Source organism: Streptomyces sp. NPDC107454, assembly GCF_055582885.1.
On record NZ_JBVJPA010000043.1, the window covers coordinates 1 to 22,783 of the forward strand.

Below are 22,783 nucleotides of genomic sequence, written 5' to 3' on the forward strand. Positions count from 1 at the left end.
CGGTGGGAGCCCGTGGGGGAACTGTGGGCCTTCGACGAGTCGGGGCCGTCCGAGTGGACGCTGGATTGGCTGGCCGCGGCAGCGCGGGGCGAGGGAATCGAGGTGGGCCGCTCGCAGGTTCGCCGCATCCTTCTCGCGAAGGGTGTGCGCCGGCGTCGCACCCGGTCCTGGATGTGGTCGAAGGACCCAGACTTCGTCCCAGAAGGACAAGGATCATCGGCCTCTGCGCCCACCCGCCCGACGACGCGACGGTGATCTGCGCCGACGAACCGGGGCCGGTAATCCCCCGCACCTTCCCACCCGCACCCGCCTGGTCACCCGACGGGCACCGGATCAAAGCGGAGCTCGACTACAGCCGCGGACCGGAGAAAACCTGGGTCTACGGCGGCCTGCGACCCACCGACGGCCAAGCCCTCACCACGACCGCGTCCTCCCGCAACAGCATCTTCCACCAGCAGTTCCTGCAACAGGTCGAAGACGCCAACCCGAACGGCGAGATCTGGATCGTCACCGACAACCTGTCCAGCCACAACAGCCTGTCCACCCGGACCTGGCTCGAGGAACATCCCCGCATCCACCACGCCTTCATCCCCGTCGGCGCGTACTGGCTCAACCTCCAGGAAGGCTGGTGGCGCATCTTCCGCAAGGCCGCCCCCGCCGGCCGCTCGTTCGCCAACCCCAACGACATCGCATACGCCACCGCCCTCGCGACCAGTCAACCCAACTCCCGTGCGAACCCATGGATCCGGGGCAGACCGGAACCGCCAACCCGACGACTACGACGCCGATATATGTACCTCGTTTGAGGAATCCAGCACTAGCACACGGGCACTCACCGAGCTCCTCCTTCACTTCATGACGCAGCGACGAAGCAGTGACCCTTCCCTCACCGGGAGTTGTGTTGTCTCCCGGTTGCAAGCGGTACTACGGCCACCTCCGACGCCCACCCGGCCCGCGTCCACTTCCCGGGGTCACCGGTTATAGGACGCGCCGCTTCCGATGACGTCTATCCGCAGGTCATCGGGCCGGAGAGGGCCCCCAGTTCCCATCGCCACCTTCGATACGTTCCGCACCCCATACGCCGGGAAGTTCTTCGCGGCTGCCCGTCCAGGATCTTCACCGCTTCCATGGCCTTCACCCCGATTTCGAAGGGCTCGGCACTCCCTCGTCCCACCCGAAAGAGTGGCTGAGTAACGATGCCGCAGGCTTCGCGTGATGCTACGGACCGTATCGTCGCTCCCCCTTGCAGGGCCTTTGACGCTGGGCTTCGACGCCGGACGTTTCCCTCCGACGCCGCCAGCCTGCTACCGGGCCTCCTGGCAGCTACCCGGACCGGACTTCCACCGGCAGGCGACGACGAGCTTCCGAACAGCAAGAACACCGCTACGTCACGGTGTCACCTCCTGTTCTGCTGGGCGCACGGAAAGGCTCAGTGCTTCATGTGTGTAGCGGTCGCGTCAGTCGTTCTTGCCGCCAGGGTTGTCCACCGGTGCGGGCAGCGTCTCCAGCTCGTTCTCTCTTGTTCATCCCCAGAACAGCGCGCCGGCACAGAAGCCGGTTATAGAAAGTGTGCCCGCGCTCGACGGCGTAGGCGAGCATCACCTCACCTCGCAGTTGCGCATGTTCTCGGGGGACCCGCTGACCGCCACTCGGAAAGAGGTTCGTTCAGTCTCCGAACATACCCGCGAACGGATCGGGTTCACCGGTCCACGGGGAGATTCCGGCCTTCCGCAGCCGCTGTTCCTCGGCCCTGTGCAGGAAACGCGGGGAAGCGACCCCCCAGAGTGAGACCGCGCCCAGCGGGCATTCGTCAAATTCCGCGCGGAACAGACGGCACAGGAAGTCCACCATTCCGGACCGGTATTCGGTCCATCGCGCGTCGTCCTGGTTCCATACCACCACGGGCCACTTGTCGGGATCGGCGTCCGTGGCCAGCCAGCACAGAAGGTCCGCACTGGAATCCACTCCCCAGGCGACGAGGCGCGGAGTCTCCACCACCTCCGGCCTGGCGGCCCGCCACATGTCCTCCGCGTTCCACGTTTCCTGTTGCATGCCCTGGTACGAGGACTCGCCGCCGGGTTCGCTATGGGCCTCGGGTGCCATCAACGACAAGTAGTCATCGATGGCACCTTCGCCGTACTCGGCCATGAATTCTTTGTAGTCGCTGGGGAAACGAGTGCCCCAACTGTCCTCGATGGTGCCCCAGTCCACTGTGCCCCCGGCTCCCGGATGGGAGGGCATGATGCGCCTCACTTCTTCAAGCCAGAACACGAATCCATCACCTCTCGAAGATTATTACGGCGTTGAGCCGGTCGGCACGGCAACGCCGCTGTGGCTGTCCACCACCGTGCCAAGATTCGTCATTCCCTGCCGTGGGCTGTAGATCGAGTTCTGGACGGGCTGACTGAAGGAAATGCCGGGAGAACCGTCGGGCAACGTACCGCGGGCCGTGGGATCATCCTCGGGCTTCTCGCGGGAGCGATTGCCAAGATCCTGCTTCCCGGCCGCGATCCGGGCGGTTTCATCGGTACGACCCTCATAGGTGTCGCGGGCACCTTCGTGGGCGGCTGGATCTCAGCCCGGTTCTTCGACCGCCCCGTGGAGAAGCAGTTCTTCGACCTGACCACCTGGGGCGCGGCCATCGGCGGCTCACTCGTCCTGCTCATCGGGTACCGCATCCTGTTCGGCAACTCGCGGGACTGACCGGCTACGGCTTCCGGCCCTCGAAGGCCGGGGCTACAGGTGCGCGCTGATGGCTGGCAGCAGGTCCTGGAACGTCCGACCGGCCGCGGGCTCACCGAGGGCCTGCAACTGCCAGGAACCACCCTTGCGGTGGAACTTGGCCATGATCTGCGCCGTGTGGGTACCGCCGCCGCTAAGGGTGTAACGCGCCAGTTCGGCGCCGGTGGTTTCGTCGACCAATCGGCAGAAGGCGTTCTCGACCTCGGCGAACGTCTGGCCGGTGAAGGAGTTGACGGTGAAGACGATCTGATCGACGTGCGCGGGCACACGGGCAAGATCGACGAGAATGGTCTCGTCGTCACCGGCGCCCGCACCACCCGTGAGGTTGTCCCCGGTGTGCCGGACGGATCCGTCGTCGCTGACCAAGTGCTGGAAGAAGACGACGTCGGACAGCTGACGGCCGGCGAAGAGCAGGGCCGAGGCATCCAGATCGATATCGCGCGGCCCGGTCAGCTTGGCCAGGAACCCCTTTCGGGGAGCGGCCCGCCAGCCCAGCCCCATCCGTACGGAACTCAGTGCGCTGCCGTCGGACTTGCTCAGGTTGACCTGCTGACCCTTGCTCAGGTTGACCGACATGCGTCATCTCGCTTTCATTAGCTGGTTGTTCGGGTAGCGATCTATGGGGCGAAGGATTCGGGCAGGTGGGGCAGTGCGCCCCGCTCCAGAAGGTCCTACCGCCACTTCTCCCGGGTCCCATCCACGGTGTCTCCGCCCTCAGGCCCCTGGCCGTCGAGCCCTCGGCCACTGCGCTGGAGGACGGCCGTACGCAGCACAGCGCAGAGGGCCGACGAGTGCGGTCACTACCGCGGTGAGGGCAAGCACCCACCCGGCTGTGGTGACCGACGCGGCGAACTCCGACCCAGCGCAGAGCGAATGTTGACGAGGTCAAGCCAGACACAGCACCGACTCGGAGTCCGCTCGGTCCTCCGGACGAAGGCCGGGGACGTTGGTCACACGGCCTCCCTGTCGGGCTCGGCGGGCACAGCACGGACGACCAGCTCACCGTACGGGCGGATGAGGGCCGGGGGCTCGCCCCCCACCCTGCTCACTGGCGCGGACGGTTGTCAGACATTGACACCGAAGTCGGCGGCAATCCCGGACAGCCCTGACGCGTAACCCTGCCCCACGGCACGGAACTTCCACTCCGCGACGTTGCGGTACAGCTCGCCGAAGACCATCGCGGTCTCCGTCGAGGCATCCTCGGACAGGTCGTAGCGGGCGAGTTCGGCGCCGTCGGCCTGGTTGACCACGCGGATGAACGCGTTGCGCACCTGCCCGAAGCTCTGCCCGCGGTTCTCGGCATCGTGGATGGAGACAGGAAAGACGATCCTGGTGACGTCGGTCGGCACGGCGGCGAGGTTCACCTTGATGCTCTCGTCATCGCCCTCACCTTCACCAGTCAGGTTGTCGCCAGTGTGCTCGACCGAACCGTCAGGGCTCTTCAAGTTGTTGTAGAAGACGAAGTGCTGATCGGAGACGACCTTGCCCGACTCGTTCAGCAGCAGCGCGGACGCGTCGAGGTCGAAGCCGGCGCCACTCGTCGTGCGCACGTCCCAGCCCAGTCCCACCAGCACGGCGCTCAGGCCCGGCGCCTCCTTACTCAGAGACACATTGCCACCCTTGGCCAGGGAAACACCCATGATCCATTCCTCCACGCATGCGGTCGGCTCAGATCCGGGAAAGGATCCGAGCTAGAATCTACAACACTGTAGAAACCAGCGAGAGGACGGCACGAGCAGACTCCGCCGACTGCGCCATGCGTCACCGCAGGCGAGCAAAGAACCTGGGATGAATGGGATGTGACGAGACGACAGACACAGCACGGCCGCGCTCCGGTGAGTTGGAGGCTCAGGTACAGGCGGTCCTTCATGCCACCCGTCGCCCGGTACCGACAGCCCGTGTGACGGAGGTGCTCAGCGGCGATCTCGCCCACACCATCGCTGACCGCGCCGCCCCGGCTCCACGCCAATGGAATGGCGCTCCGCGAGCGAGGCGGGCGCGCCTTCCTGGGATCCGGCGCCCTCGCCGCTCCGTGCATGCGCACAGTGATGGACGGGCAAATGAACCGGCAAGCCGTAAGGGCACGGTTCCTCGCGCCCCTACCGGGGCCGACGGACAGCCCCCTCCGCGCGCTGCTGGACCCCGGTGACTCACCGGCCTCCGGCCGTTGCCGCACCTGCCAAAATCGGAGCTGGCCCGTAGCCGTTACCGGACAGCGGCTCCGCTGCGCGCGCCGCGACCGGTGGAGACAAACTGCGGACACGGCTCTATACGATGTACGGCGCACGTACACGCGGGGCGAAGTGGGGTCGATGCGGGAGGGAAATCGAGGGTGGCGGAATCCCCTCTGCGTCGTCAGCGCAGAGCACAGGGCGAGTTGGAGACGCAGGTCCTCTCGGCGCTTCATACCGCTGAAGGGCCAGTGACTGCGGGCTGGGTCCAGGGGCGTCTGGCCGCCGATCTCGCGTACACGACCGTGATGACGGTCCTGACCCGGCTGCTGGTCAAGAAGGCCGTCGCCCGCAGACGGGAGGGCCGATCGTTCGTGTGGATGCCCACCGCGGACGAGGCAGGACTCGCCGCACTGAAGATGCACCGCGTGCTGGACGGCGGACACGACCGAAGGGCAGTGCTCGCGAGCTTCATCACCACGCTGCCGATCGACGACGGGCAGCTGCTGCGCGAACTGCTGGACCAAGCGGGCAACGAGGCGGAGGACTGAAGCAGTCATGGGGGTCTTCGTCTTTCTGCCGCTCGTGCTGCCATTGACCGCGTGGCCTATCGCGCGCCTGGCCGAGCAGCGCCTGCATCCACGCACCGCCACGGTGCTGCTGACCGTCGTGGCCGGTGTCATGGCTCTGTGCAGCACGCTGTGCCTGGCGCTGCTGATGGTGGTCGGCACCGCACAACTGCCCGGAAACCCCCTGCCGGACGGCTGGTCGGATCCTGAGGTGCGCCGGAGCGTGCCACGTCACGAGATCGCCGGGAAGGTCGCAATTCCCGCACTGATCACGGTTGTCGTGAGTTGCGGCCGGGCCTTACTTCGTCATTGCCGGGTACGGCGGCGCGCCCACAAAGCGCTCTCGGGCCTGCCGCGCACAGCAGTGGCGGTGCTGCCCGACACCAAGCCGTACGCCTATGCACTCCCCGGCGGGCCGCTCGACCGGATCGTGGTCTCCACCGGCATGCTCGCCTGTCTCACCTCTCGGGAGCGCCGGGCCCTGTTCGCCCATGAGCGCACCCACCTCTCCGCCCGGCACCACCGCCACCTCCTGACCGTGCAACTGGCGGCCTGCGCCAACCCGTTCCTGTGGCCCCTGCACTCGGCGGTGACCTACATGGCCGAGCGATGGGCGGACGAGCAGGCCGCCGAGGCCGTCGGCAGCCGCAAGGTCGTCGCCCGTGCGATCGGCAAGGCCGCCCTCGTCTCGGGCGGCACTTCACCAGCGACGCTCGCGGCCCTCGCCGCACCTGGCCCTCTCCCGCGCCGGGTCGCGGCCCTGCTCGGCCCTCCACTCACGGTGCGCGCCTGGCCACCTGCCTTCACTACCGTGGGCCTGGCACTTTGGACCGCAACAGGGGGCGCCACCCTGTCTGCGATGTTCTCGGCGAACTCGGCGATCACACTGGCACTGCTCCTGCGTGCGACTACCCCGCTCTAACCCGCCCTCAGGGCCGGCGCCACGGGCCGCCAATCAGCCGTCATCGCTCATCCTGATTCCAGCCCTCATCTCGCTGTGGCCGACAGGGGTGCCTCTGGCGGCCATAGCGGTGATCGCCTCAGAGAGTTCGGGTGATCACAGGTCGAACTCGTGGGGCGGCAACCCCAGGGCGAAGCAGGCATCGCGGACCACGGCGCGCTCCGTAGCGTCAAAGTCGCCGTCGGCGCCGCCGATGACGATGCCGATCTGGATGACCGCGCGCGCCTCGGCGGGCTTCTTCTTCGTCTTGGCGACTTCCTGAAGCACGCTGACCTTGCCGAATTCGAAGTCGGCGGTCAGCTTGTTCAGGTTGTCATCGAAACGGCGCTGGAGGTCCTCGGCGGGGAAGTTCTGCAGCACCTCATTGCTGAAGATCAGCTGCGCGACGCGCTGCCGCTCGGCCGGGTCGATCTTTCCGTCGGCAGCCACGACGAGCGCACACATCGCCATACTCGCGTCGCGGAACGCGCCGCTCTTCAGGTCGTTCTTCTTCGCCACGAGCTGGGTCTGCATCGTCGATGCGGATTCCTTGATGCGGTCCCACAGGGCCATGTCGACTCCGATAGCCACGGGCCGCCCACGTCGCGTTCGACAGCGAACCAGGCAGCCAACTCTTTTCTACAGTGCTGTAGAAGATATCAGCGCGACCGGGCCCGCCCCGCGTCTCTGTCGGCACATGTCGCCCGGTGAAGTCTCCAATCGGGTAGGTTACTTGGCCGCCGTCGCGTTCGATGGCAGTCCTCGCGCCGGTCCACGACTGGGCGGACGCTGCCGCACCCCTCGTACCTGACCGCGTGGGCTAACGCGGGGCGTGGCCAGCTCTTCCCCCCACCTGGCCTTCCTCAAGACGCCCCAGCAGGAACGGCAGGATCCCGCGCTCCAGCAGAGCCAGTTCCCACGCCTTTCGCGCCTGGTCCACATCTGGATCAGAGTCACCGGACAGCCCGTGCTCCGCGACGGGACGGTTGCGTGCCGCCGCCATCAGCAGCCAGACAAGATCGCCGATCACCGCGCCGAAAGCCACGGAGGCGGCGATCAGGCCTGCCGTGATCAGACCCCCGCCAATGTAGGGGCGCCCGCCGATAGCACGCATACCGAACCCGGACAGCAGGAAAAGGGCCGCTGCGACGCTCGCCAGGCTCGGCACGAGCACCGCCAGAACCGGCAGAAGACTGCCTCCGCTGCGTGCGCCGGCCGTCGCGACATCAGCGGCGTCCTGTCGGCCGTCCCGCTCAGCGGCCGCGGCCCTCGCTTCGCGATAGCCCTGATACTCAACGGCCACGGCGGCGGCGATGGCGGTACGCGCCTCAAGCGCCTTGGTGCGCAATTGCTCGCGGTTGAGTGCCCCACCACAGCGGTCCAGGGCGTACCCGACCTGCTGGGAGTTCAGGGCCTGGTCCAGGAACCGCTCGAAAGTGATGCTGCTCTCGTCCCCTGAAAGCTCAGGATCCGGCATGTATCCCCCGATGAAAGAAGACCTTGCGGCGTCCGCGTCCGTGCGGACGGCCGCACTCGGTTGAGGTCGAAGGGTGCCGAGTTTAATGGTTACCGGATTGCGCAACCTCTAAAGGGTTCCCCCACCTGATGCAGCCGTGGTAGCGAGTGCTCCCGGTCACGTGAATGATCCTGCGAGGTTGCTGCGTCCTGTGGGGCTGCTGCCCATCACCCTCTTCGGTCTGTTCGTCGTCGCGTCCTTGGTGCCCTTGAATCGCGCTACTGCAGCGACGGCAGGGAAGCCCCCAGCGGCCGAGTCGTCGCTGTGACGACTCGCGCATCGTGAATCGTCAGGCAGGATGCACCCGCTGGGCAGTAGTTGATCAGGCGGCTTGGGCGACCCCGTGCGGTGGATCGCCGCCTGTTGTCGGCCGGCGCGCTGGGCGCAGTCGCGGTGTGGCAGCTGCACCTGCTGGACCGGTACCAGTTCAACCGGTTCGCCGCGTTCGCCGACCCGGCCCTGGACCCCTCCGGCGTGGCCTACAACACCAGCCAGGCCCGCATTCCCATCGGCTCCGGCGGCCTGCTGGGGGCAGGGCCTCTTCCTCGGCCCCCAGACCACCAGCCAGTTCGTGCCCGAGCAGCAGCAGACCGATTTCGTCTTCACCGTCGCCGGGGAGGAACTCGGATTTGTCGGCGCCGGGCCCTGCTCGGCGTGGTGCTGTGGTCGGCGCTGCGCATCGCCCGCACGTGCAGCGACCTGTCCGGGACGGTGGTGGCGGCATCATCGCCTGGCTTGCCTTCCAGGCGTTCGAGAACATCGGCATGAACCTGGGCATCATGCCGGTCACCGGCCTGCCGCTGCCGTTCGTCAGTTGCGGCGGCTCGTCGATGTTCGCCTGCTGCGTGGCCGCCGGCATCCTGCAGGGCATCCGCCTGACCGTCTCCCGGCGTGCGTCACTGCCCCGGCACCGGACCGCACGCGCACCGGCCTTGACGTACGGTACGGCTTCGGTCGCACGGGACCGCTCGTCTCCTTTCCTCCGGGGATCCCGCGCCTGGACGATGACGCCGCCTCATCGGTTGCGTGGTCGCAGACAGGGCCGCACGCGCGCAAGGGCGGCCCGGATTCCGGCACGTCTGCGGGCGGTGAGCGCCGTACGGACCGCTGGCTCGCTGCGGGCGAGGGAGAGCAGGAGTCCCACGGCGTACAGGGCCGAGACGAGCGCGCTGCCGCCGAAGGAGAACAACGGCAGGGGTACCCCGGCGATCGGCACGAGTCCCAGGACTCCGCCGATGTTGATGGATGCCTGCACGGCGATCCAGGTGACTACCCCTCCGGAGGCGAACCGTACAAAGGGATCTACGGTGCGGGCGGCGATCCGTAGTCCGCTCGCGCACAGCGCGGCGAGCAGGCCGAGCACGGACAGCGTGCCCACGAGCCCGAGTTCCTCTCCGGTGACGGCGAAGATGAAGTCGGTGTGTGGTTCCGGCAACTGGCCCCACTTCTCCACGCTGGCGCCGATGCCGTTGCCAAACAGCCCGCCGGTGGACAGTGCGTACAGGCCGTGCACCACCTGCCAGCACTGATCACCGCGGCCGGGGTCGCTCGCCCCGAGACAGGCGAAGCGGGATATCCGGTGCCCGCTGGTGGTGATCAGCACGGCGGCCAGCAGTCCAGCCCCCGCCAGGGCGGCCACGAACAGCCGAAGCGGCGCACCCGCCAGCCACAACAGGCCGAACAGCACCGCGCACAGGATCACCGCGGTCCCCATATCCCCGCCCAGCAGCACCAGTCCGACCAACAGCAGGGCTCCGGGTACCAGCGGCACCAGCAGGTGTTTCCACTGGCCCAGCAACTGATGTCGTTGCTTGCGTGCGAGCAGGTCCGCGCCCCATACGACGAAGGCGAGCTTGCCGAACTCGCTGGGCTGGAGCACGAGCGGGCCGCCAAGGGACAGCCAGTTGGTGCTGCCGTTGACCGTCCGCCCCAGTCCCGGCACCTGTACCAGCCCCAGCAGCACCAAGACCGCGACCAGGAGCGGATAGGCCAGCAACCGCTGCCACCGCACCGGCATCCGCGCACCCAGCAGAAGAAGCACCAGCCCGACCGCCGCCGCCAGAACCTGCCTGCGCAGATAGAACGTCGGCGACAGCCCGTACCGCAGGGCCTGGATCTGAGAGGCGGAGTACACCATCACCAGCCCCAGCCCCGCGATCAGCACCGCACTGCCAGCCACTAGGTAATACGCCGTCAATGGGCGGTCCCAGAACCGCCCCGCCCGCAACCCACCGCGATACAGCACACCTCGCCGCGGGCCGGCCGTCCCTCCTGCGTGCCCTCGGCGCCGCCGCTCCCCTGCGTTCCCTGCCCGTTCAGCCCGTCGGACCTCACGTGTCACCGTGCCGCCTCGGGCACGAGGTGTTCGCCTCTCCACGCCAACACTTTAAGAGTTGCGCAGGTGTTCAACCGTTGCGGCGCGCGACCCGCACACGGCGACGATGCGTCCTGGCCCGGGCGGACGGTGTACGCCGTCACCGCCCTGGCGGTACGCGGGTTCGCGGATCGCGATCGTCGAGCCGGACGCCACCCGGCTGCGGGCCCGCCGATCTTACGAATGATCGACTCAGACCCACGCTTGGAAGGTAGGCCAAGCTTAGAACGGAGCTTCGCCAGATGTGTGGGGCAGGTGAGGGTTCCGAGGTCTCAGGTGAGCGAGTTGTATGTTGCTGTGCACTGGGTGCCCGCGGGACTTGTCACGCTGCGAGCTGTCCACCTAAGTTCGATCACTATGCTCGGTTCCCCGATGATCAGTGTCATAGTCGCCGCGCACGACCTTCAGGGACAGCTGGAGGTCTGCCTGAATTCGATACTGAACCAGTCCTTCCGGGACGTGGAGGTTGTCGCGGTCCTGGACCAGTCTGCTGAATGCCCTGCGGACTTGGTGGATGACTATGCTCGGCGCGATGGGCGGGTCTCGGTCGTTCGGCTGACGGGCGTCGTCGGCATCGGCCGGATACGCAACGCGGGGGCGGAGCGCGCCGCCGGTGACTACCTGCTGTTCCTGGACAGCGATCACATCATCGGGGGTGAAACGCTTCAGGCGATGGGCGATCAGCTGCAATCGGCAGACGAGCCGGATGTTCTTCTCTTCGGGCACACTCGCCTCCATCGCGGCCGCTCGTGGCCCGGTGCCGCCGCCGGCCTGCTTGCCCGGCAGGGACGTGAGCCCTTCGCCTCGATCGACCAGCCCGAGTTGTTCGGTGCTCCCGCCTACTCCTGGGACCGTTTGATCCGCCGCGACTTGTGGATCCGGCAGGAACTCGCGTTCCCTGACGGTCTCCACGAGGAGGTCACAGTCGTCCACCGCGCCATGCTCGCCGCCGACCGGGTCGCCGTCCTGAAATGGAACTGCGTCCAGATCCGTCGTCGGCACACGCAACACCCCGCAGGTTCACCGGACGGCACCCACTTCGACGTCTTCGGCCGATACGAGGAGACCTTCGACTTGCTCGAGGAGCGCGACGCCCTGGACGTTGTGGCTCCCTTTCTCTTCACTCGTATGATTCGTCACTACCTCTTCCTTCTCAATCTCGAGGGATGTCTCTCCCGTTCCGAGCGCCCGCAGTTCTTCGAACGCGCCAGCGAGCACTACCGGCGGTTCCTCCCCGACGGCTACGAACACCCCGAAAGTCGGGAGGGTGTCAAGTTCCAACTCGTGGCGAGCGGGAGATACAGTGCGCTGAAGGCCGCCCGTCTCCCCCAGCGCGCGCGGAGTTTCGTCTCTCAGGGTGCCGCCGTCCGCGGACGGTAGCCCCGGCAGTCCCCGCCTGCCCGCCATCCCCGGCGCCGACCCGTGACCTGCCCTCCTTGACGATTGCATCCGTGGTCCGCAGGTGGATCCAGTGCTCGGCGGGGAAGTCGTAGAACGCCAGCAGCTCCTCCCGGTCGTCGGTGCTCTTCGCGACGGCCTTGGGCCACTTCGCGCCGTAAGTCTTCGCGAACGCCTCAATCGCCTTCTCGGCGTGTGCGCGGTCCTCGGCGTTGTAGATCTCCTGCATCGCCTTCGTCGCGCCTGGCTGAGCGGACTTCGGCAGGGCGTTCGAGACGTTTCGGGCCTTGTCCAGCAGCGCTGATGCCTAGTGGTGGGGAACACCTCGGCGAGCGCCTTCCACAGGCCCATCGCGCCGTCACCAACGACCAGTTCGGGGTGGCGCATGCCGCGACGGCGGCAGTCGCGCAGCAGGTCGGCCCATGACTCGGTGGACTCGCGCAGGCCCTCCGCGAGCGCGATCAGCTCCTTGGGTCCGTCCAGGCGCACCCCGAGCAGGACCAGGATGCACGAGTGGGCCTGGCCCAGGCGGACTTCGGGGTGCACGTCGTCGGCCCAGACGTAGACGAAGTCGCTGGCCGCGAGGTCGCGCTGCTGGAAGGCGGCGTGGTCGTCCTGCCGCTGCTTCGTCAGCCGGGTCACGGTCGCCGGCGACAGCCCGGCCGAGGAGCCGAGGAACTGCTCCAGCGCCGGGACGAAGTCCCCGGATGACAGGCCGTGCAGGTACAGCAGCGGGAGAACCTCGCTGACCTTGGGCGATTTCCGGCACCAGGGCGGCAGGATCTTCGAGGAGAACCGCATTCGCTCGCCGGTGGCCGCATCGACGCGCCTGTCGTTCACGCGCGGGGCCGTACCCTCGACCGGGCCGGCGGCGGTGGTCACGGTCCGCGACCGGTGGTGGCCGTTGCGGACCACCAAACGACGCCCGCGCTCGTCGGTCTCCGTGGCCAACTCGGCTATGACTGGTTGACTTCGGCTTCCAGTGCGGCGGCGAGCATTCGGCGGGCGCCCTCGCGGACGATCTCGTCGATGATATGGCCGGACGGTGGAACCCTCGGCGTTCACTACGCTGAGCACGGGCGTGCCTTCCCGACCCGCGCTGCGAACGCGGGCCTACTCGGTGACCATCAAAGGATCATTCGGGAAGGTACGCCCTCCGCGGTTGTGGTCGCAGGCGAGCGCGTTGATGTGGATGAGCCGGGCCGGCCCGACCTGCCCGACCTCCGTGACGGTCACCACCGGCTCCTGCACCTGGAACTGCCACACCCGGGCTCGTACCGTGTTCACTTGCGCATTCCTCTTCTCGTCTGCGGCGCACCGCGCGCCGTTCCCGTCCGTGGCAACTCGATCACTTCCAGCAGCCAGCGGCGCACGGTGGAGGCGGAGATGTCGTTGCCGCCCGCCATGTCAGAAAGCCGCTGGTCGTGGCGGAGGACAGCGAGGACGATCAGGGCGACCACGTGTCCGGCCTCGGCATGCTGGTCGTCCTCGGTGACCTGGTCGTACGGGACCTGGTGTCGTACGACGCGCTCTACGTCGAGGGCGACCTGCGCGCACGGGGCGTGGTCCACGCCCACTACAACGACATCACCTTCGAGGTCGCCGGCGCGGCGCACGCCCGGGCTCTGGTCCTCGACGACAAGTTCAGCGACTACCGCAGGGGCACCTTGGGCGTGGAGATCGACGCGTACGACCCCACGCCCGAGCAACTTCGGGCTGTCCGCGAGATCTTTGTCCCGGAGGTGTACGAGGAAGAGGACGGGGACGCAGAGGAGGCCCTCCCGGAGTCACGCCGGCCGAGCCCCGACTGGGTCCGGGCCCGACTGCACGCCGACCGGCCCCTGTTCAAGGCCAAGGGAGAGCGTAGTGGCTGAACAGTACGTATCGGCGTTCGCCGTCGAGGAGGCCCTCTTTCGGGCCATGACCGGCTCCCACGACGACAATCTCGTCCGTGCGGCCGTCGCCGCAATCCGCCCCATACGAAAGGCAGGTGAGCCGCTTGCGCGCTACGGACACCCGCGAGGTCGAGGGGCACTGCGGGAGATCGTCTCGGGGCGCCCCACCCCGTCCCGCGCGGAGGGCTGCACCAGGCTGCCGGAACTGCTCGCCCGACCTCGCAGAGCGCGTCGGTGAGGCGATCCTGCCGGGAAGGGGCTGGCACGACCGGGAAGGAGCGTTCCGTGCCCGGGGGGGGTGACCACCCTCGCCGAACTCCGGGGACTCCGCTGGACCTTCCCCTTGCCGGACGGCACGCAGGCACCCGGGCCGTGGCCCTGGCGCACGGGAGACGAAGAACGGCTTCTGCTGCTCGCCAACGTCCCCGGCACGTGATCACCCGGCTTCGCAAGGGACGACGCCGGCACGATCCCTCTCGTCGCGCGCGACGGCTGCCACGAGCTCGCCATCGGGCCGCCGCTGCCGCACCTCTTCCAGCGCCGGAGCGGGCTCACACCCCGGCGTCCCCCACGCGCCCCCTGTGCCAGGCCCGTTTGCGGCGTCGCCGACGGCATCAGCGGACAGCCGCACCCCCGTCCTCGGCCAGGCAAGATGGTAGGGGCTCCTCTCGGACTCGGTGCGTCGGAGATCGGCCATCTGGTAGGACTCCCGCAGGAGTTGAGACGCCTCGTGGTCTCCGTCGGCTTGGTCACAGCACGACACGGAACAGGTTCCGAGACGGGTCGACCACGGCGTCGAGGCGGAGGCCCACGCGCAGGGCGGGATGCTGCGAGCGCTTCCAGGTGGCTTCGAACGTCGGGAAGCCCGGTCCGCTGACCCGCAGGACGACCACGGCACCGCCGTCGTCCCCGGTGTCCCATTCGGTCAGCTCGGTGATCTCCGCGGTCGCCGGAACCCCGAAGGCGTCGAGCCGCCGATTGTGCCTCCGTTCGGCGGCGACGGTGATCCCCAGCACGAAGTCCAGGGGTACGAGGATCACCGTGCACACCATGCCGGTGATCACCAAGCCCTGGCCGGCGAAGACGCCGAGGACCATCAGGAACGGTCCCAACAGCCCGAGCGCCACGAGAAAGAGGTACATCCAGGCGGCTGCCCAGGGACCGACCTTCGACACCTGTGTCGGCGCGGGGCCGTTCTCCCCGCCGGTCACGTCACAGCCGCGGTCTCTCGGCCACGCCCCGCGCCAGCCGCGCCGCGAAGGCACGCAGGGCGTCGAGGCGCTCCGGGTCGTAGGGGAAGGAGTGGCGGGGCAGTCCCGGCTGCCCGATGATGATCTCCATCCTGGGCTTGCGGCCGGTGCCGAACTCCAGCCGGGGTTCCTGCCAGATGTGCAGGCGGTGCGCGTCGCCGAAGCCGAACACCTCCAGCACCCGGCCGTCGAAGGTGAGCAGGGTGGTGTCGTTGGCCAGTACTTCGTTCGGCGGTGTCGTCACGGCGTCGCTCCGGCTCCCGCGTAGAGGTAGCCGCCGGGGTTGGCGGGGTCCGCGATCAGTAGTCCCTGATCACCGGCGCGGGGGATGCTCAGTTTCGAGACGATGGTCTGGAGCGTGATCAGGTCTGCGGTGACCCCGGTCAGCTGGAGGACCAGGTCGACGACCGGGTCGAAGTTGACCAGCTTGCCGGTGTCGCTGATCGACACGACGACGGCGGGGGTCGTCGGTACGCCCGTGGCGAGCAACTGCTGCACGGTGGCAACGGAGTTGTACGCGCCTAGCGACTGCTGGACTTTGGCGTAGTCCTCTCCGCCGAGCGCCGCGCGCGTCATACGGCCGTAGAAACCCTTGCCACCGGCCACCTGCTCCGCGATCTTGGCGGCCTTCTCGTCGCGACTCTTGCCCTTGCCGAAGATTCCCATGCCCTGCCTGCCCTTCCGGTCCGTTCTGCCTGGTGGTGTGGACGTTAGGAGGCGGGCAGCGCCTACCGATCCCAGGTTCGACCGTCAGTTCCCCCAGGACGTACGCTCTGCCCATGCCGTCTCCGAGCCAGCCGTCGACCGGCGAGCGCCGTCCGCGCGCCATGGTCATCGACAGGGCTTGGCGCGGCCTCGGGCCGGGTCCCAAGGCGCTGAGCGGGCCCGGTGGCGCGCCGCTGACCCGGACGGTCAAGCTGATCGTGCTGCCGCTGATCGTCCGGCCCGCGCTGCGTCCGGAGCTCGCCGCCGACTTCCTCGACGCGCGGGAGGCGGAGCAACTCGACGCGCTGATACGGGAGTCCGGCGCGGTTCTTCAAGCGACGGCACGGTGGTTCACGCTACTGAAAAAGACCCGCCGGGCACTGGGGATCGTGGCGGGCAACCCCCAGGACCTGTATTTCCAACGGTGCTTCGAGCTGGCGACCGAGCACGGGGCGCCGGGGCCCGGCGCGGACGCGGTGGCGAGGGCGGTACTCGAAGACGTCGTGGATGCTTCCGGCGGACGGACAGTGGAGGCGCTGAAGGAGCATCTGGCGGACGCCGCCCGCCGCGCCCGGCTCGACGCCGAGCTGGTAGCGGGGTGGGACGGACGCGAAGCGGTACCGGGCCCCGTCGATACGGGCCCGGCGGCCGAGGTTCTTGAGACCTGCGGTGCGGCGGGGGCTGATGCGCCGGCCTTCGCCGCCATGGTCCGAGCCAGGCACGGCAGCCTGCTCGGGCGAGCCCTGTGGGCGGCGCACCCGGCCGACGTCTGGGACCGCGCCGACGTACCCCCGCACCTCGGACTGACCGCGCACCGCGTGCCCCCACGCCCCGAGGTCGGCCGGAGCGCCTCGACCGCCACCCTCCCCGCGCCGTTCGACCGCACGCTCTTCGAACGGCTCTTCACCGTGCTCCAGGCGTCGACCCACCGCGAGCACCTGCCGACCGTGCCGGAGCTCGTCCGGCGGGAGGTCGACCGCAGCTGCGCCCCGCTCGGCCTGCACGACGAGAGCCTGCGCGTCACCGTCGTGCTCGGCGGCCGACTCGCGGTGGGCCTCGATCCGCTCGGCACCGGGACCTCCGTGGCAGGGTCGACGGCGGCACACCGCATCGTCAACAGCCGCTGGCAGCGGGAGGCTTCGGTCCTCCGAGCCCGCAGGATGACCGTCTCCCCCCGCCCCGACCCGGACGGCGGCGTGCTGAACACCCTCGCCCAGGACCTGCGCACCCCGTGGGCCGCGTACATGCGGCGCCTTTGGGTACGGCTGCACGGGCGCGACGTCCGCAACGCGGCACTGCCCGACGCAGCAGCGGCCTGGGGCGTGCTCGACGGGGTCGCCCGCTCGGTGATGATGGACCACCGCGCCCGAGTCCGTACGGCACTGCGCACCCTGTCGGCGACCCCCGAGCCCGCCGCCGAGCCGAGGAGCGCGTGATGCCTGAACGGCGCTGTGCCATCACGCGAGCCGAGGACCGCACCGTACGCATCGCGGGACCCTCCGCAGGCCCCACCTTCACCCGGGCCGTTCTCGAAGTCGCGGGCGCCGTTCTGACCTGGCCCGTCCTCGGCCCAACAGGTCTGCCGGCAGCGGAGATTCACGACGTGGGGCAGGCCCAGCAGTGGCTGTGGGCGGTCTACGGCGAGCGTACGGCCGCCGCTGTCGACGCCGTCGCGTCGGGAACGCCGGCCGCCGAACTGACGCTGCCCGAGCAGCCGACCGCCCTCGCCGAGGCTGCCGCCCGCCTCGCCCTCGGGCACTGGGCGGCCCGCTGGTGGCCGACGTCGTACCTGGACGGGATTCCCGCGCTCGAACCGGACGTGCTGGGGCTGGAGTTGGCCGCACTGACCCACGAATGCCAGCAACTTCTCGACGATCAAGGGGAGTTGGAGGGTGCCGAACTACTGGACGAGCACCTGGCCGCGCTCGACCCACTGATCCGTTGGCGGCAGTCGGAGGCCTCGCCTCGCCAACTGGACCGTGTCCTACGGATGATCGATGACGCGGCCGACAACGGCGGGCTGGACAGGGAGGCGCTACGGCGCCTCCGGTCGGCCCTGGAACGGGACCACACGCCGACCGTCACGCCGCTCGACCTCGCCGGACTCTTCGTACAGCAACAGGAGTTCACCCTCGCGGCAGGTAGCCTCCGCACCGCGACCGGCCGTGTGACCGCCCGGGGCTCGGGGACCAACGACTGGTGCCGCTGTCCTCCCGGCTTCGTCGACGCGGCCGAGGACGCCGTGTCCTGGACGGTGTACGCGCTCGGCGCAGGGCGGCAGATCGAGGTCGAGGTCGTCGCCGGCATGGCGGCCCCCGTGGACGGGGTGCGCCTCGCGGCGGAGGTCCACGTGGACGGCGGCCCGCCGAACCGCGTTTTGCTGGCCAGGCGGGACGACGTGTGGGCCGGCCGGGCGGACCTGGACATCCCGGCCTCGACGACACCGGGCGTCGAAGTCGGCATCCTGCTACCGGGGTTCGACCCGGGGCCGGGTGCCGATGACCGTGCGGCACGTGCGGCGGTACGAGCCCTGGCCCGGCACCGGCTCGGCGTCGCGGCGGCAACGCGCGACGGCGAGGCCGCGCACCCGGGCCCGTTCCTCGCCGAGATCGGGGCTGCCGCTGCCATGGAGGAAGACTACTAGCCAATGCCGGTAGACACGGAAGACACCGAAGACCCGGAGGACCCGGAGGACCCGGAGGACCCGGAAGACGCGACGGAACAGGAAGAGCAGGCGGTGGGGCTCAGCTACGGCGAGCCCTTCGACAGCGGCTTCGCGCTCGCCGAACGCCATCAACTCACCCCGGATCTCCCGGCGGCGCTGGCCGTCTACGGCGAACTCCTCGCCGTGGCCGAGTCGTTCGAGGACTCCCCCGACGTACGACTCCTGCGCGGGCACCTGTCGTCCGACATCGGGACGGTTCAGCTCGCGGCCACGGATCTACCCGAAGCGGCCCTGTCCATCGGGCGGTCCCTCGATCTGGTGCGGGGCATCGCGTCCGTGCCGATGGGACCGAACGGCCGCCGGCTGTGGCTGGAGATCCTGCTGAAGACACTGCTGGCCAGGGTCGAACTGCTGCGCAGAACCGGGCAGTTCGACGAGGCGCAGGAGGCGATGGACGAGGCGACGGCCCTGTTGTCGGAGTTCGACGACCTCGAGGGGCGGCGCACCGCCGAGATCGGCCTGAGCCGGGTGCATCTGCTGATGGACCGCAGCGCCTGGGGCGCGGCCGAGGAACTGGCCTCCGCGCTGCTGGCCGACGCGCCGCTCGCCGAGCCGTATCTGCTGGACTGTCTGGGGGTAGTCTGCGCCTCGACGGTGCGGTTCGAGCAGGCGGAGGACTACTTCGCCCGCGCCGAGGAGGCCTATCTGACGCTGGGCCACCACGCGGGGCGCCAACAGGTGCTCTCCCACCGGGCGTACGCGGCGCTGCAGGCCGGCAACCTCGACCGCGCGGAGGAGTTGTACGCGGAGGCCGCCGAGTTCTTCGAACGGCAGGGCCAGGCCGAGGACTTGGCGGTCTGCGAACAGGCCCGTGCCGCCATCGCCGCACACCGCGGGGACGCGGTCGGCGCTGCCGCTCTGACGGCGTCCAGCCTCGCCCGCTTCCAGCAGGTCGGTGCCGCGATCGCCGCCGCCGACACCATGCTGATGGGCGCCCGGCACGCGTACGAGCGGGGCGACATCGACGAGATGAAGCGGCTCGCCCAAGGCGCGCGGGACGTGTACCAGGAGCGCGGGGTGTACGAGCGGTGCGCCCAGGTGGACCTGATGCTCGCGCGAACCCTCGAGGACAACCTGAACCGGACCGACCACGGCGTCCACGAACGCACCTCGATCGCCAACGTGCTTTCCCTCGCCCTGCCCGCAGCTCTGGCGCTGGAAGCGGCCCGCTACGACTTCGCCACCGCTCACGCTCGCAACCAGTGGTTCCAACTTGCCGACGAGGCCATGCAGTTGGTCTTCCGCCTGGCCCTCCGCAGCAATGACCAGGGGCTGATCTTCGAGCTGGTGGAACACCGATGCGCGGGCGCCTCCCTGGCGCTGAGCCGTACATCCACCGCCGACAAGGCGGCGGTCTTCCCGGACGCCGCCATGAAGACGTACGCCCCCGATGACGACGCTCCCCTGACGCTGGGCGGTATCGCGGCCGAGGCCGCCGCCTCCGTCGGCCTGCGGGTCGCACCGCCACCGAAGATCGTGATGTCGGCGGAGGCGGGCGGCCGTACCGCGCTCCAGGAGTACGTCCGGGCAGCCGAGTTCCGCTATCACCGGCGGATCGTGAGCGAGGAAGAGGTGCCGTTCTGTCCGCCGACGCTCTGACCGACCCGAACCGTCCGGTGGTCCAGGTCCGCCTCGCCGACGCCGGTGACCTGCACATGACCTGGACGTGGGCCCGTGGGGCCCAGGGCTTCGGCACGGGGTACACCCCGGGGCCGGACGTCGACGAGGCCATCCGCGCGCTGGCCGCCGAGCTGCCGGGCGGCGGCACGGAAGGCATGCGGCGCGCGTTCGAGTCCGGCGCGCTGGCCACGTACGAGGACGAGCGCCGTCTCTCCCGCATGCTGGCCGAGGTGCTGTGGCCGCCGGGCCTGACCGACCAGATCCGCCAGGTATCCGCCCACCTGGGCCGTCCGCTGATGCGGCTCCAGCCGTCGCCCCGGGTCGCCCAGGTCCCGTGGGAGCTGCTCGCCGTGGACGGTGACGACAGCGCCGTACGGCTGATCGACCTCGTGGACATCGCGACCACGGCACCGGCATCGCTACGACGGGCAGGCACCACCCCGACCGGTCAGGACCCGGACTCGGACGCCGTGATTCTCGTCCTGGACCCCCGCGTCCCCGGCTTCCGCGCCGACTCCCCGCTCGGCTCGGTCCTGGGGCAGCCCGGCTCGGACCCGGCGCTGCTGTCCCTCGTACAGCGGAGGCTCGACTCGGGCACCGTCGTACCGTCCGTCGCCACCCCCTCCGAGGCCTTCCGCCGCACCGACCTCGACCGCGACCGGCTGGGCGAGGCGCTGCGCAAGGGTGCCCGTCGCCTGATGTACGTCGGTCACGTCAGCGGCGCCCCCGTCGAGGGCGGGCAGAGCGAGGACGCCACCCTCCATCTGTGCTGCGGCCCGGAGACCACGGGGATGACCGAACCGGTGCGCACGCACCGCCCGTTGTCGGCCAAGGATCTTCTCCTGGGCACGCTCCCGCTGGGCGCGGATGGTGTGCCGGGCGCTCAGCTCTGGCCCGCGCCGCCGCGCGTCGCGCTGATCGCCTGCGAGAGCGGCGGCGATCTCCGCTTCGCCGAGTCCTTCGGCCTGGCGACGGCAATGATCCACAACGGCGCCCAACTGGTCACCGCCACCCGATGGGTGCTCCCCACCAGCTTCGCCTTCCACCGCCTGGCCGGTCTGCCGGAGTCCGTACGGCCACTCACGGAGGCCGTGGTCGCCGTGGACGCGGCCCACGAGGACCACGACCCGGTCCGCCATCTCGGCGCCTGGCAGCGACGGCAGCTCGACCAGTGGCGTGCCGACGGCCGGATCGAGCACTCGCCCCTCCTCTGGGCGGCCCTGACCTGCATCGTCAGGTGAAGGGCCAGGGGTGGTGAAGGCAGTATCCGCCCACCCCGATCGCGGCGATCCCGGTGACCAGCAGAGCGGCGATGAACCTGATGTTCGACGTGCGCTCATGGCGTTCGTGGTCGGGGTCGGCGGTGAGGAGGGACGGGTCGGCGGGCGCGTATCGGAGAGGGATGTCACGGCCGAGGGACTCGGCGATGTCCCGGATGCCCTGCTCGCACAGCGCGGTGACCTCGACGCCCTCATGGGTGGTGAAGGCGACGACGGAAGCGTGGCTGACGCTCTCGCCGCCTTCGCCGTCGGAGTAGACGTCCCTGGTGACGGCGACCACGCGCCCCTGGACGGTCACGCCCTCGGCCAGTTGGGCGGCGCGGGCGCGGGCGTACTCGCCGTCCCGGCTCAGCGCGACGACGAGGAGCAGCAGGCCGCCCACGCAGATCAGCCCCCACTGCCAGCCCCAGTCGAAGAACGACTGGACGACCAGTCCCAACACCAGAAGGATCACCATGCAGTTCGGCCCGCCGACCCCGGATGTCCGCCCCTCGCTGTCCAGCATGAGATAGAACCGCTCCGGCCGCCGTCGCGGAAACCGGACCGGGAACTCCTGCCCCACCCAGGCCACCAGTACCCGGTCGCCACGTTTGTTCTCGTGTCGCAGCCTGAACTCCCGCCCGGTGCCGGGGTCCTGGTAGGCGATCGTCACCGGCATCCCGTGCTCCCCCGACTCACCGTGTCCCGGCGGATCCACCTCCACGACCCGAGCCGTCACCCACACGGCCCGCTGCGGCCGGGTCAGCCCGGCCAGCGAACACGCATAGCCCAACAACGCCAGCCCAGCGGGCACCGTCCACCACAGCCCGAGCATCTTCTGCAGGTCCATGCGGCGAGGCTCTCGCTGCCAGGACCTCTACCGATCCCAGGTTCGGGTCGGGCCGGCCATCTCTTTCAATCCGGCCGGCCGACGTGAGGCAACAGCTCATCACAGCTCTGACCGCTCTGGGCCAGGCTCATGCGAACCGGCGCATCAATCACGACCTACACATCTTCCCGAACTGGGATCGGTAGGTGCCGTCGGCCCCCTACCGTCCGCAATTGTCGGACAGGGCCGAGGGTGAGGGAGACCCGCGGTCAGGACAACCGTCCACGCGGCCCGCCTTCGACCCGCGGGGCTCCCCTGCGTGTCCGTGCGTTCGCCGTCGTCGCGTGGTTCGTGGACGGCCGCGATCACGCGGGCGCCGAGGAGACGATCAAGATCCCGACCATGCCCGGGCCAACGTCTGCCGCCCACCTTCCGCGTCCCACATCGCCGCTGGTCAGAGACATGCTGACGGCGTACCACCAACAGACGAAGAAGCTCCTGGTGTCGTACTCGCCGAAGAAGCTGGGCTTCTTCTAGGCGCACGAAAATAGGCGCCTGACCTGGTCTTTCACCCTTCAGGCGCCTTTCCCTCAGCTTGCTCTCGGCCGAGCCCGGCTTGCATGCTAACTCCGAGTTCCTCCCACCTGTACCGCTCCTGACCAGTACTTCCGGACCAGTCACGGACCAAACCCACACTTCAGCCCTCGGTTGCTTCGCCTTGGCTGACACGCCCCCACTCCTGCATCGACTGCTCGATGAGGCGGTTCGCCTGTTCTCGAACGCCGTCGAG

The 22,783-nt window shown here is 69.0% G+C and carries 24 protein-coding genes and 2 pseudogenes; 13 read left to right on the forward strand and 13 right to left on the reverse strand.

What is annotated here, in order from left to right:
- The first annotated feature begins 251 nt into the window (after positions 1-251).
- The gene (locus ACZ69M_RS50295) at positions 252-806 is read left to right on the forward strand and encodes a transposase (RefSeq protein WP_470060412.1); all 555 of its coding nucleotides are present in this window, start codon (positions 252-254) and stop codon (positions 804-806) included.
- 859 nt (positions 807-1,665) lie between these two features.
- On the opposite strand, the gene ACZ69M_RS50300 is transcribed toward ACZ69M_RS50295, so the two are convergent.
- Complete coding sequence (locus ACZ69M_RS50300; RefSeq protein ID WP_470060413.1) at positions 1,666-2,271, reverse strand: SMI1/KNR4 family protein; 606 nt, start codon at positions 2,269-2,271, stop codon at positions 1,666-1,668.
- Positions 2,272-2,454: 183 nt separating this feature from the next.
- On the opposite strand from ACZ69M_RS50300, the gene ACZ69M_RS50305 reads away from it, so the two are divergent.
- Positions 2,455-2,703: a GlsB/YeaQ/YmgE family stress response membrane protein gene (locus ACZ69M_RS50305; RefSeq protein WP_470060434.1), complete on the forward strand. Its 249-nt coding sequence runs from the start codon at positions 2,455-2,457 to the stop codon at positions 2,701-2,703.
- 33 nt (positions 2,704-2,736) lie between these two features.
- On the opposite strand, the gene ACZ69M_RS50310 is transcribed toward ACZ69M_RS50305, so the two are convergent.
- Together ACZ69M_RS50310 and ACZ69M_RS50315 are read right to left on the reverse strand one after the other, a co-directional pair.
- The gene (locus ACZ69M_RS50310; protein WP_470060414.1) at positions 2,737-3,318 is read right to left on the reverse strand and encodes a TerD family protein; all 582 of its coding nucleotides are present in this window, start codon (positions 3,316-3,318) and stop codon (positions 2,737-2,739) included.
- 488 nt (positions 3,319-3,806) lie between these two features.
- Positions 3,807-4,382, reverse strand: coding sequence for a TerD family protein (locus tag ACZ69M_RS50315; protein WP_470060435.1), 576 nt, complete (start codon positions 4,380-4,382; stop codon positions 3,807-3,809).
- A gap of 692 nt (positions 4,383-5,074) precedes the next feature.
- On the opposite strand from ACZ69M_RS50315, the gene ACZ69M_RS50320 reads away from it, so the two are divergent.
- Both ACZ69M_RS50320 and ACZ69M_RS50325 read left to right on the forward strand, forming a co-directional pair.
- Positions 5,075-5,464: a BlaI/MecI/CopY family transcriptional regulator gene (locus tag ACZ69M_RS50320; RefSeq protein ID WP_470060415.1), complete on the forward strand. Its 390-nt coding sequence runs from the start codon at positions 5,075-5,077 to the stop codon at positions 5,462-5,464.
- A 7-nt stretch (positions 5,465-5,471) separates the two neighbouring features.
- Complete coding sequence (locus ACZ69M_RS50325) at positions 5,472-6,404, forward strand: M56 family metallopeptidase (RefSeq protein WP_470060416.1); 933 nt, start codon at positions 5,472-5,474, stop codon at positions 6,402-6,404.
- A gap of 135 nt (positions 6,405-6,539) precedes the next feature.
- Here ACZ69M_RS50325 and ACZ69M_RS50330 read toward each other — a convergent pair whose 3' ends face one another.
- Together ACZ69M_RS50330 and ACZ69M_RS50335 are read right to left on the reverse strand one after the other, a co-directional pair.
- The gene (locus tag ACZ69M_RS50330; protein WP_470060417.1) at positions 6,540-6,995 is read right to left on the reverse strand and encodes a tellurite resistance TerB family protein; all 456 of its coding nucleotides are present in this window, start codon (positions 6,993-6,995) and stop codon (positions 6,540-6,542) included.
- 247 nt (positions 6,996-7,242) lie between these two features.
- The gene (locus tag ACZ69M_RS50335) at positions 7,243-8,004 is read right to left on the reverse strand and encodes a hypothetical protein (RefSeq protein ID WP_470060418.1); all 762 of its coding nucleotides are present in this window, start codon (positions 8,002-8,004) and stop codon (positions 7,243-7,245) included.
- Positions 8,005-8,298: 294 nt separating this feature from the next.
- Between ACZ69M_RS50335 and ACZ69M_RS50340 the strand changes: the two are divergent.
- Positions 8,299-8,816 (forward strand): annotated as a pseudogene (locus ACZ69M_RS50340) (FtsW/RodA/SpoVE family cell cycle protein); the annotation flags it as partial.
- A gap of 137 nt (positions 8,817-8,953) precedes the next feature.
- Here ACZ69M_RS50340 and ftsW read toward each other — a convergent pair.
- Positions 8,954-10,279 carry a putative lipid II flippase FtsW gene (gene ftsW / locus ACZ69M_RS50345; RefSeq protein WP_470060419.1) on the reverse strand — a complete coding sequence of 442 codons (1,326 nt, stop codon included), beginning with the start codon at positions 10,277-10,279 and terminating at the stop codon, positions 8,954-8,956.
- 405 nt (positions 10,280-10,684) lie between these two features.
- Here ftsW and ACZ69M_RS50350 point away from each other — a divergent pair, with 405 nt between their 5' ends.
- Positions 10,685-11,692: a glycosyltransferase family 2 protein gene (locus ACZ69M_RS50350; protein ID WP_470060420.1), complete on the forward strand. Its 1,008-nt coding sequence runs from the start codon at positions 10,685-10,687 to the stop codon at positions 11,690-11,692.
- Between the two features lie 13 nt (positions 11,693-11,705).
- On the opposite strand, the pseudogene ACZ69M_RS50355 reads toward ACZ69M_RS50350, so the two are convergent.
- From ACZ69M_RS50355 to ACZ69M_RS50365, 3 genes and pseudogenes are all read right to left on the reverse strand, one after another.
- Positions 11,706-12,787 (reverse strand): annotated as a pseudogene (locus ACZ69M_RS50355) (IS256 family transposase); the annotation flags it as partial.
- A gap of 36 nt (positions 12,788-12,823) precedes the next feature.
- Positions 12,824-12,997, reverse strand: coding sequence for a hypothetical protein (locus ACZ69M_RS50360; RefSeq protein ID WP_470060421.1), 174 nt, complete (start codon positions 12,995-12,997; stop codon positions 12,824-12,826).
- Entirely contained in the window at positions 12,994-13,116 is a 123-nt protein-coding gene (locus ACZ69M_RS50365) for a hypothetical protein (RefSeq protein WP_470060422.1), read from the reverse strand. The genes ACZ69M_RS50360 and ACZ69M_RS50365 overlap by 4 nt, the downstream gene beginning before the upstream one ends.
- A gap of 18 nt (positions 13,117-13,134) precedes the next feature.
- Between ACZ69M_RS50365 and ACZ69M_RS50370 the strand changes: the two genes are divergently transcribed.
- Positions 13,135-13,584, forward strand: a complete 450-nt coding sequence (locus ACZ69M_RS50370) for a hypothetical protein (RefSeq protein WP_470060423.1) — start codon at positions 13,135-13,137, stop codon at positions 13,582-13,584.
- A gap of 319 nt (positions 13,585-13,903) precedes the next feature.
- On the forward strand, positions 13,904-14,041 hold the full coding sequence (locus ACZ69M_RS50375; protein WP_470060424.1) for a hypothetical protein: 138 nt from the start codon (positions 13,904-13,906) through the stop codon (positions 14,039-14,041).
- 313 nt (positions 14,042-14,354) lie between these two features.
- Here ACZ69M_RS50375 and ACZ69M_RS50380 read toward each other — a convergent pair whose 3' ends face one another.
- From ACZ69M_RS50380 to ACZ69M_RS50390, 3 genes are read right to left on the reverse strand one after another with little or no spacing between them, the layout of a single operon-like run.
- The gene (locus ACZ69M_RS50380) at positions 14,355-14,816 is read right to left on the reverse strand and encodes a hypothetical protein (protein WP_470060425.1); all 462 of its coding nucleotides are present in this window, start codon (positions 14,814-14,816) and stop codon (positions 14,355-14,357) included.
- A 1-nt stretch (position 14,817) separates the two neighbouring features.
- Positions 14,818-15,099, reverse strand: a complete 282-nt coding sequence (locus ACZ69M_RS50385) for a hypothetical protein (RefSeq protein ID WP_470060426.1) — start codon at positions 15,097-15,099, stop codon at positions 14,818-14,820.
- Positions 15,096-15,521: a hypothetical protein gene (locus ACZ69M_RS50390; RefSeq protein WP_470060427.1), complete on the reverse strand. Its 426-nt coding sequence runs from the start codon at positions 15,519-15,521 to the stop codon at positions 15,096-15,098. Before ACZ69M_RS50390 ends, ACZ69M_RS50385 begins: the two co-directional genes overlap by 4 nt.
- A 113-nt stretch (positions 15,522-15,634) precedes the next feature.
- Here ACZ69M_RS50390 and ACZ69M_RS50395 point away from each other — a divergent pair, with 113 nt between their 5' ends.
- The 4 genes from ACZ69M_RS50395 to ACZ69M_RS50410 are packed head-to-tail and all read left to right on the forward strand — an operon-like array spanning position 15,635 to position 21,146.
- Positions 15,635-16,996: a hypothetical protein gene (locus ACZ69M_RS50395; protein ID WP_470060428.1), complete on the forward strand. Its 1,362-nt coding sequence runs from the start codon at positions 15,635-15,637 to the stop codon at positions 16,994-16,996.
- A complete protein-coding gene (locus ACZ69M_RS50400) occupies positions 16,996-18,204 on the forward strand; it encodes a hypothetical protein (protein ID WP_470060429.1) in 1,209 nt (402 codons plus the stop codon). Before ACZ69M_RS50395 ends, ACZ69M_RS50400 begins: the two co-directional genes overlap by 1 nt.
- Positions 18,205-18,207: 3 nt before the next feature.
- The gene (locus tag ACZ69M_RS50405; protein ID WP_470060430.1) at positions 18,208-19,884 is read left to right on the forward strand and encodes a hypothetical protein; all 1,677 of its coding nucleotides are present in this window, start codon (positions 18,208-18,210) and stop codon (positions 19,882-19,884) included.
- A 17-nt stretch (positions 19,885-19,901) separates the two neighbouring features.
- Positions 19,902-21,146, forward strand: coding sequence for a CHAT domain-containing protein (locus ACZ69M_RS50410; protein ID WP_470060431.1), 1,245 nt, complete (start codon positions 19,902-19,904; stop codon positions 21,144-21,146).
- On the opposite strand, the gene ACZ69M_RS50415 is transcribed toward ACZ69M_RS50410, so the two are convergent.
- The gene (locus ACZ69M_RS50415) at positions 21,139-22,014 is read right to left on the reverse strand and encodes a DUF3592 domain-containing protein (RefSeq protein ID WP_470060432.1); all 876 of its coding nucleotides are present in this window, start codon (positions 22,012-22,014) and stop codon (positions 21,139-21,141) included. The two genes, ACZ69M_RS50410 and ACZ69M_RS50415, sit on opposite strands and share 8 nt — an antisense overlap.
- A 231-nt stretch (positions 22,015-22,245) precedes the next feature.
- On the opposite strand from ACZ69M_RS50415, the gene ACZ69M_RS50420 reads away from it, so the two are divergent.
- The gene (locus tag ACZ69M_RS50420; RefSeq protein ID WP_470060433.1) at positions 22,246-22,530 is read left to right on the forward strand and encodes a hypothetical protein; all 285 of its coding nucleotides are present in this window, start codon (positions 22,246-22,248) and stop codon (positions 22,528-22,530) included.
- Positions 22,531-22,783 lie beyond the last annotated feature (253 nt).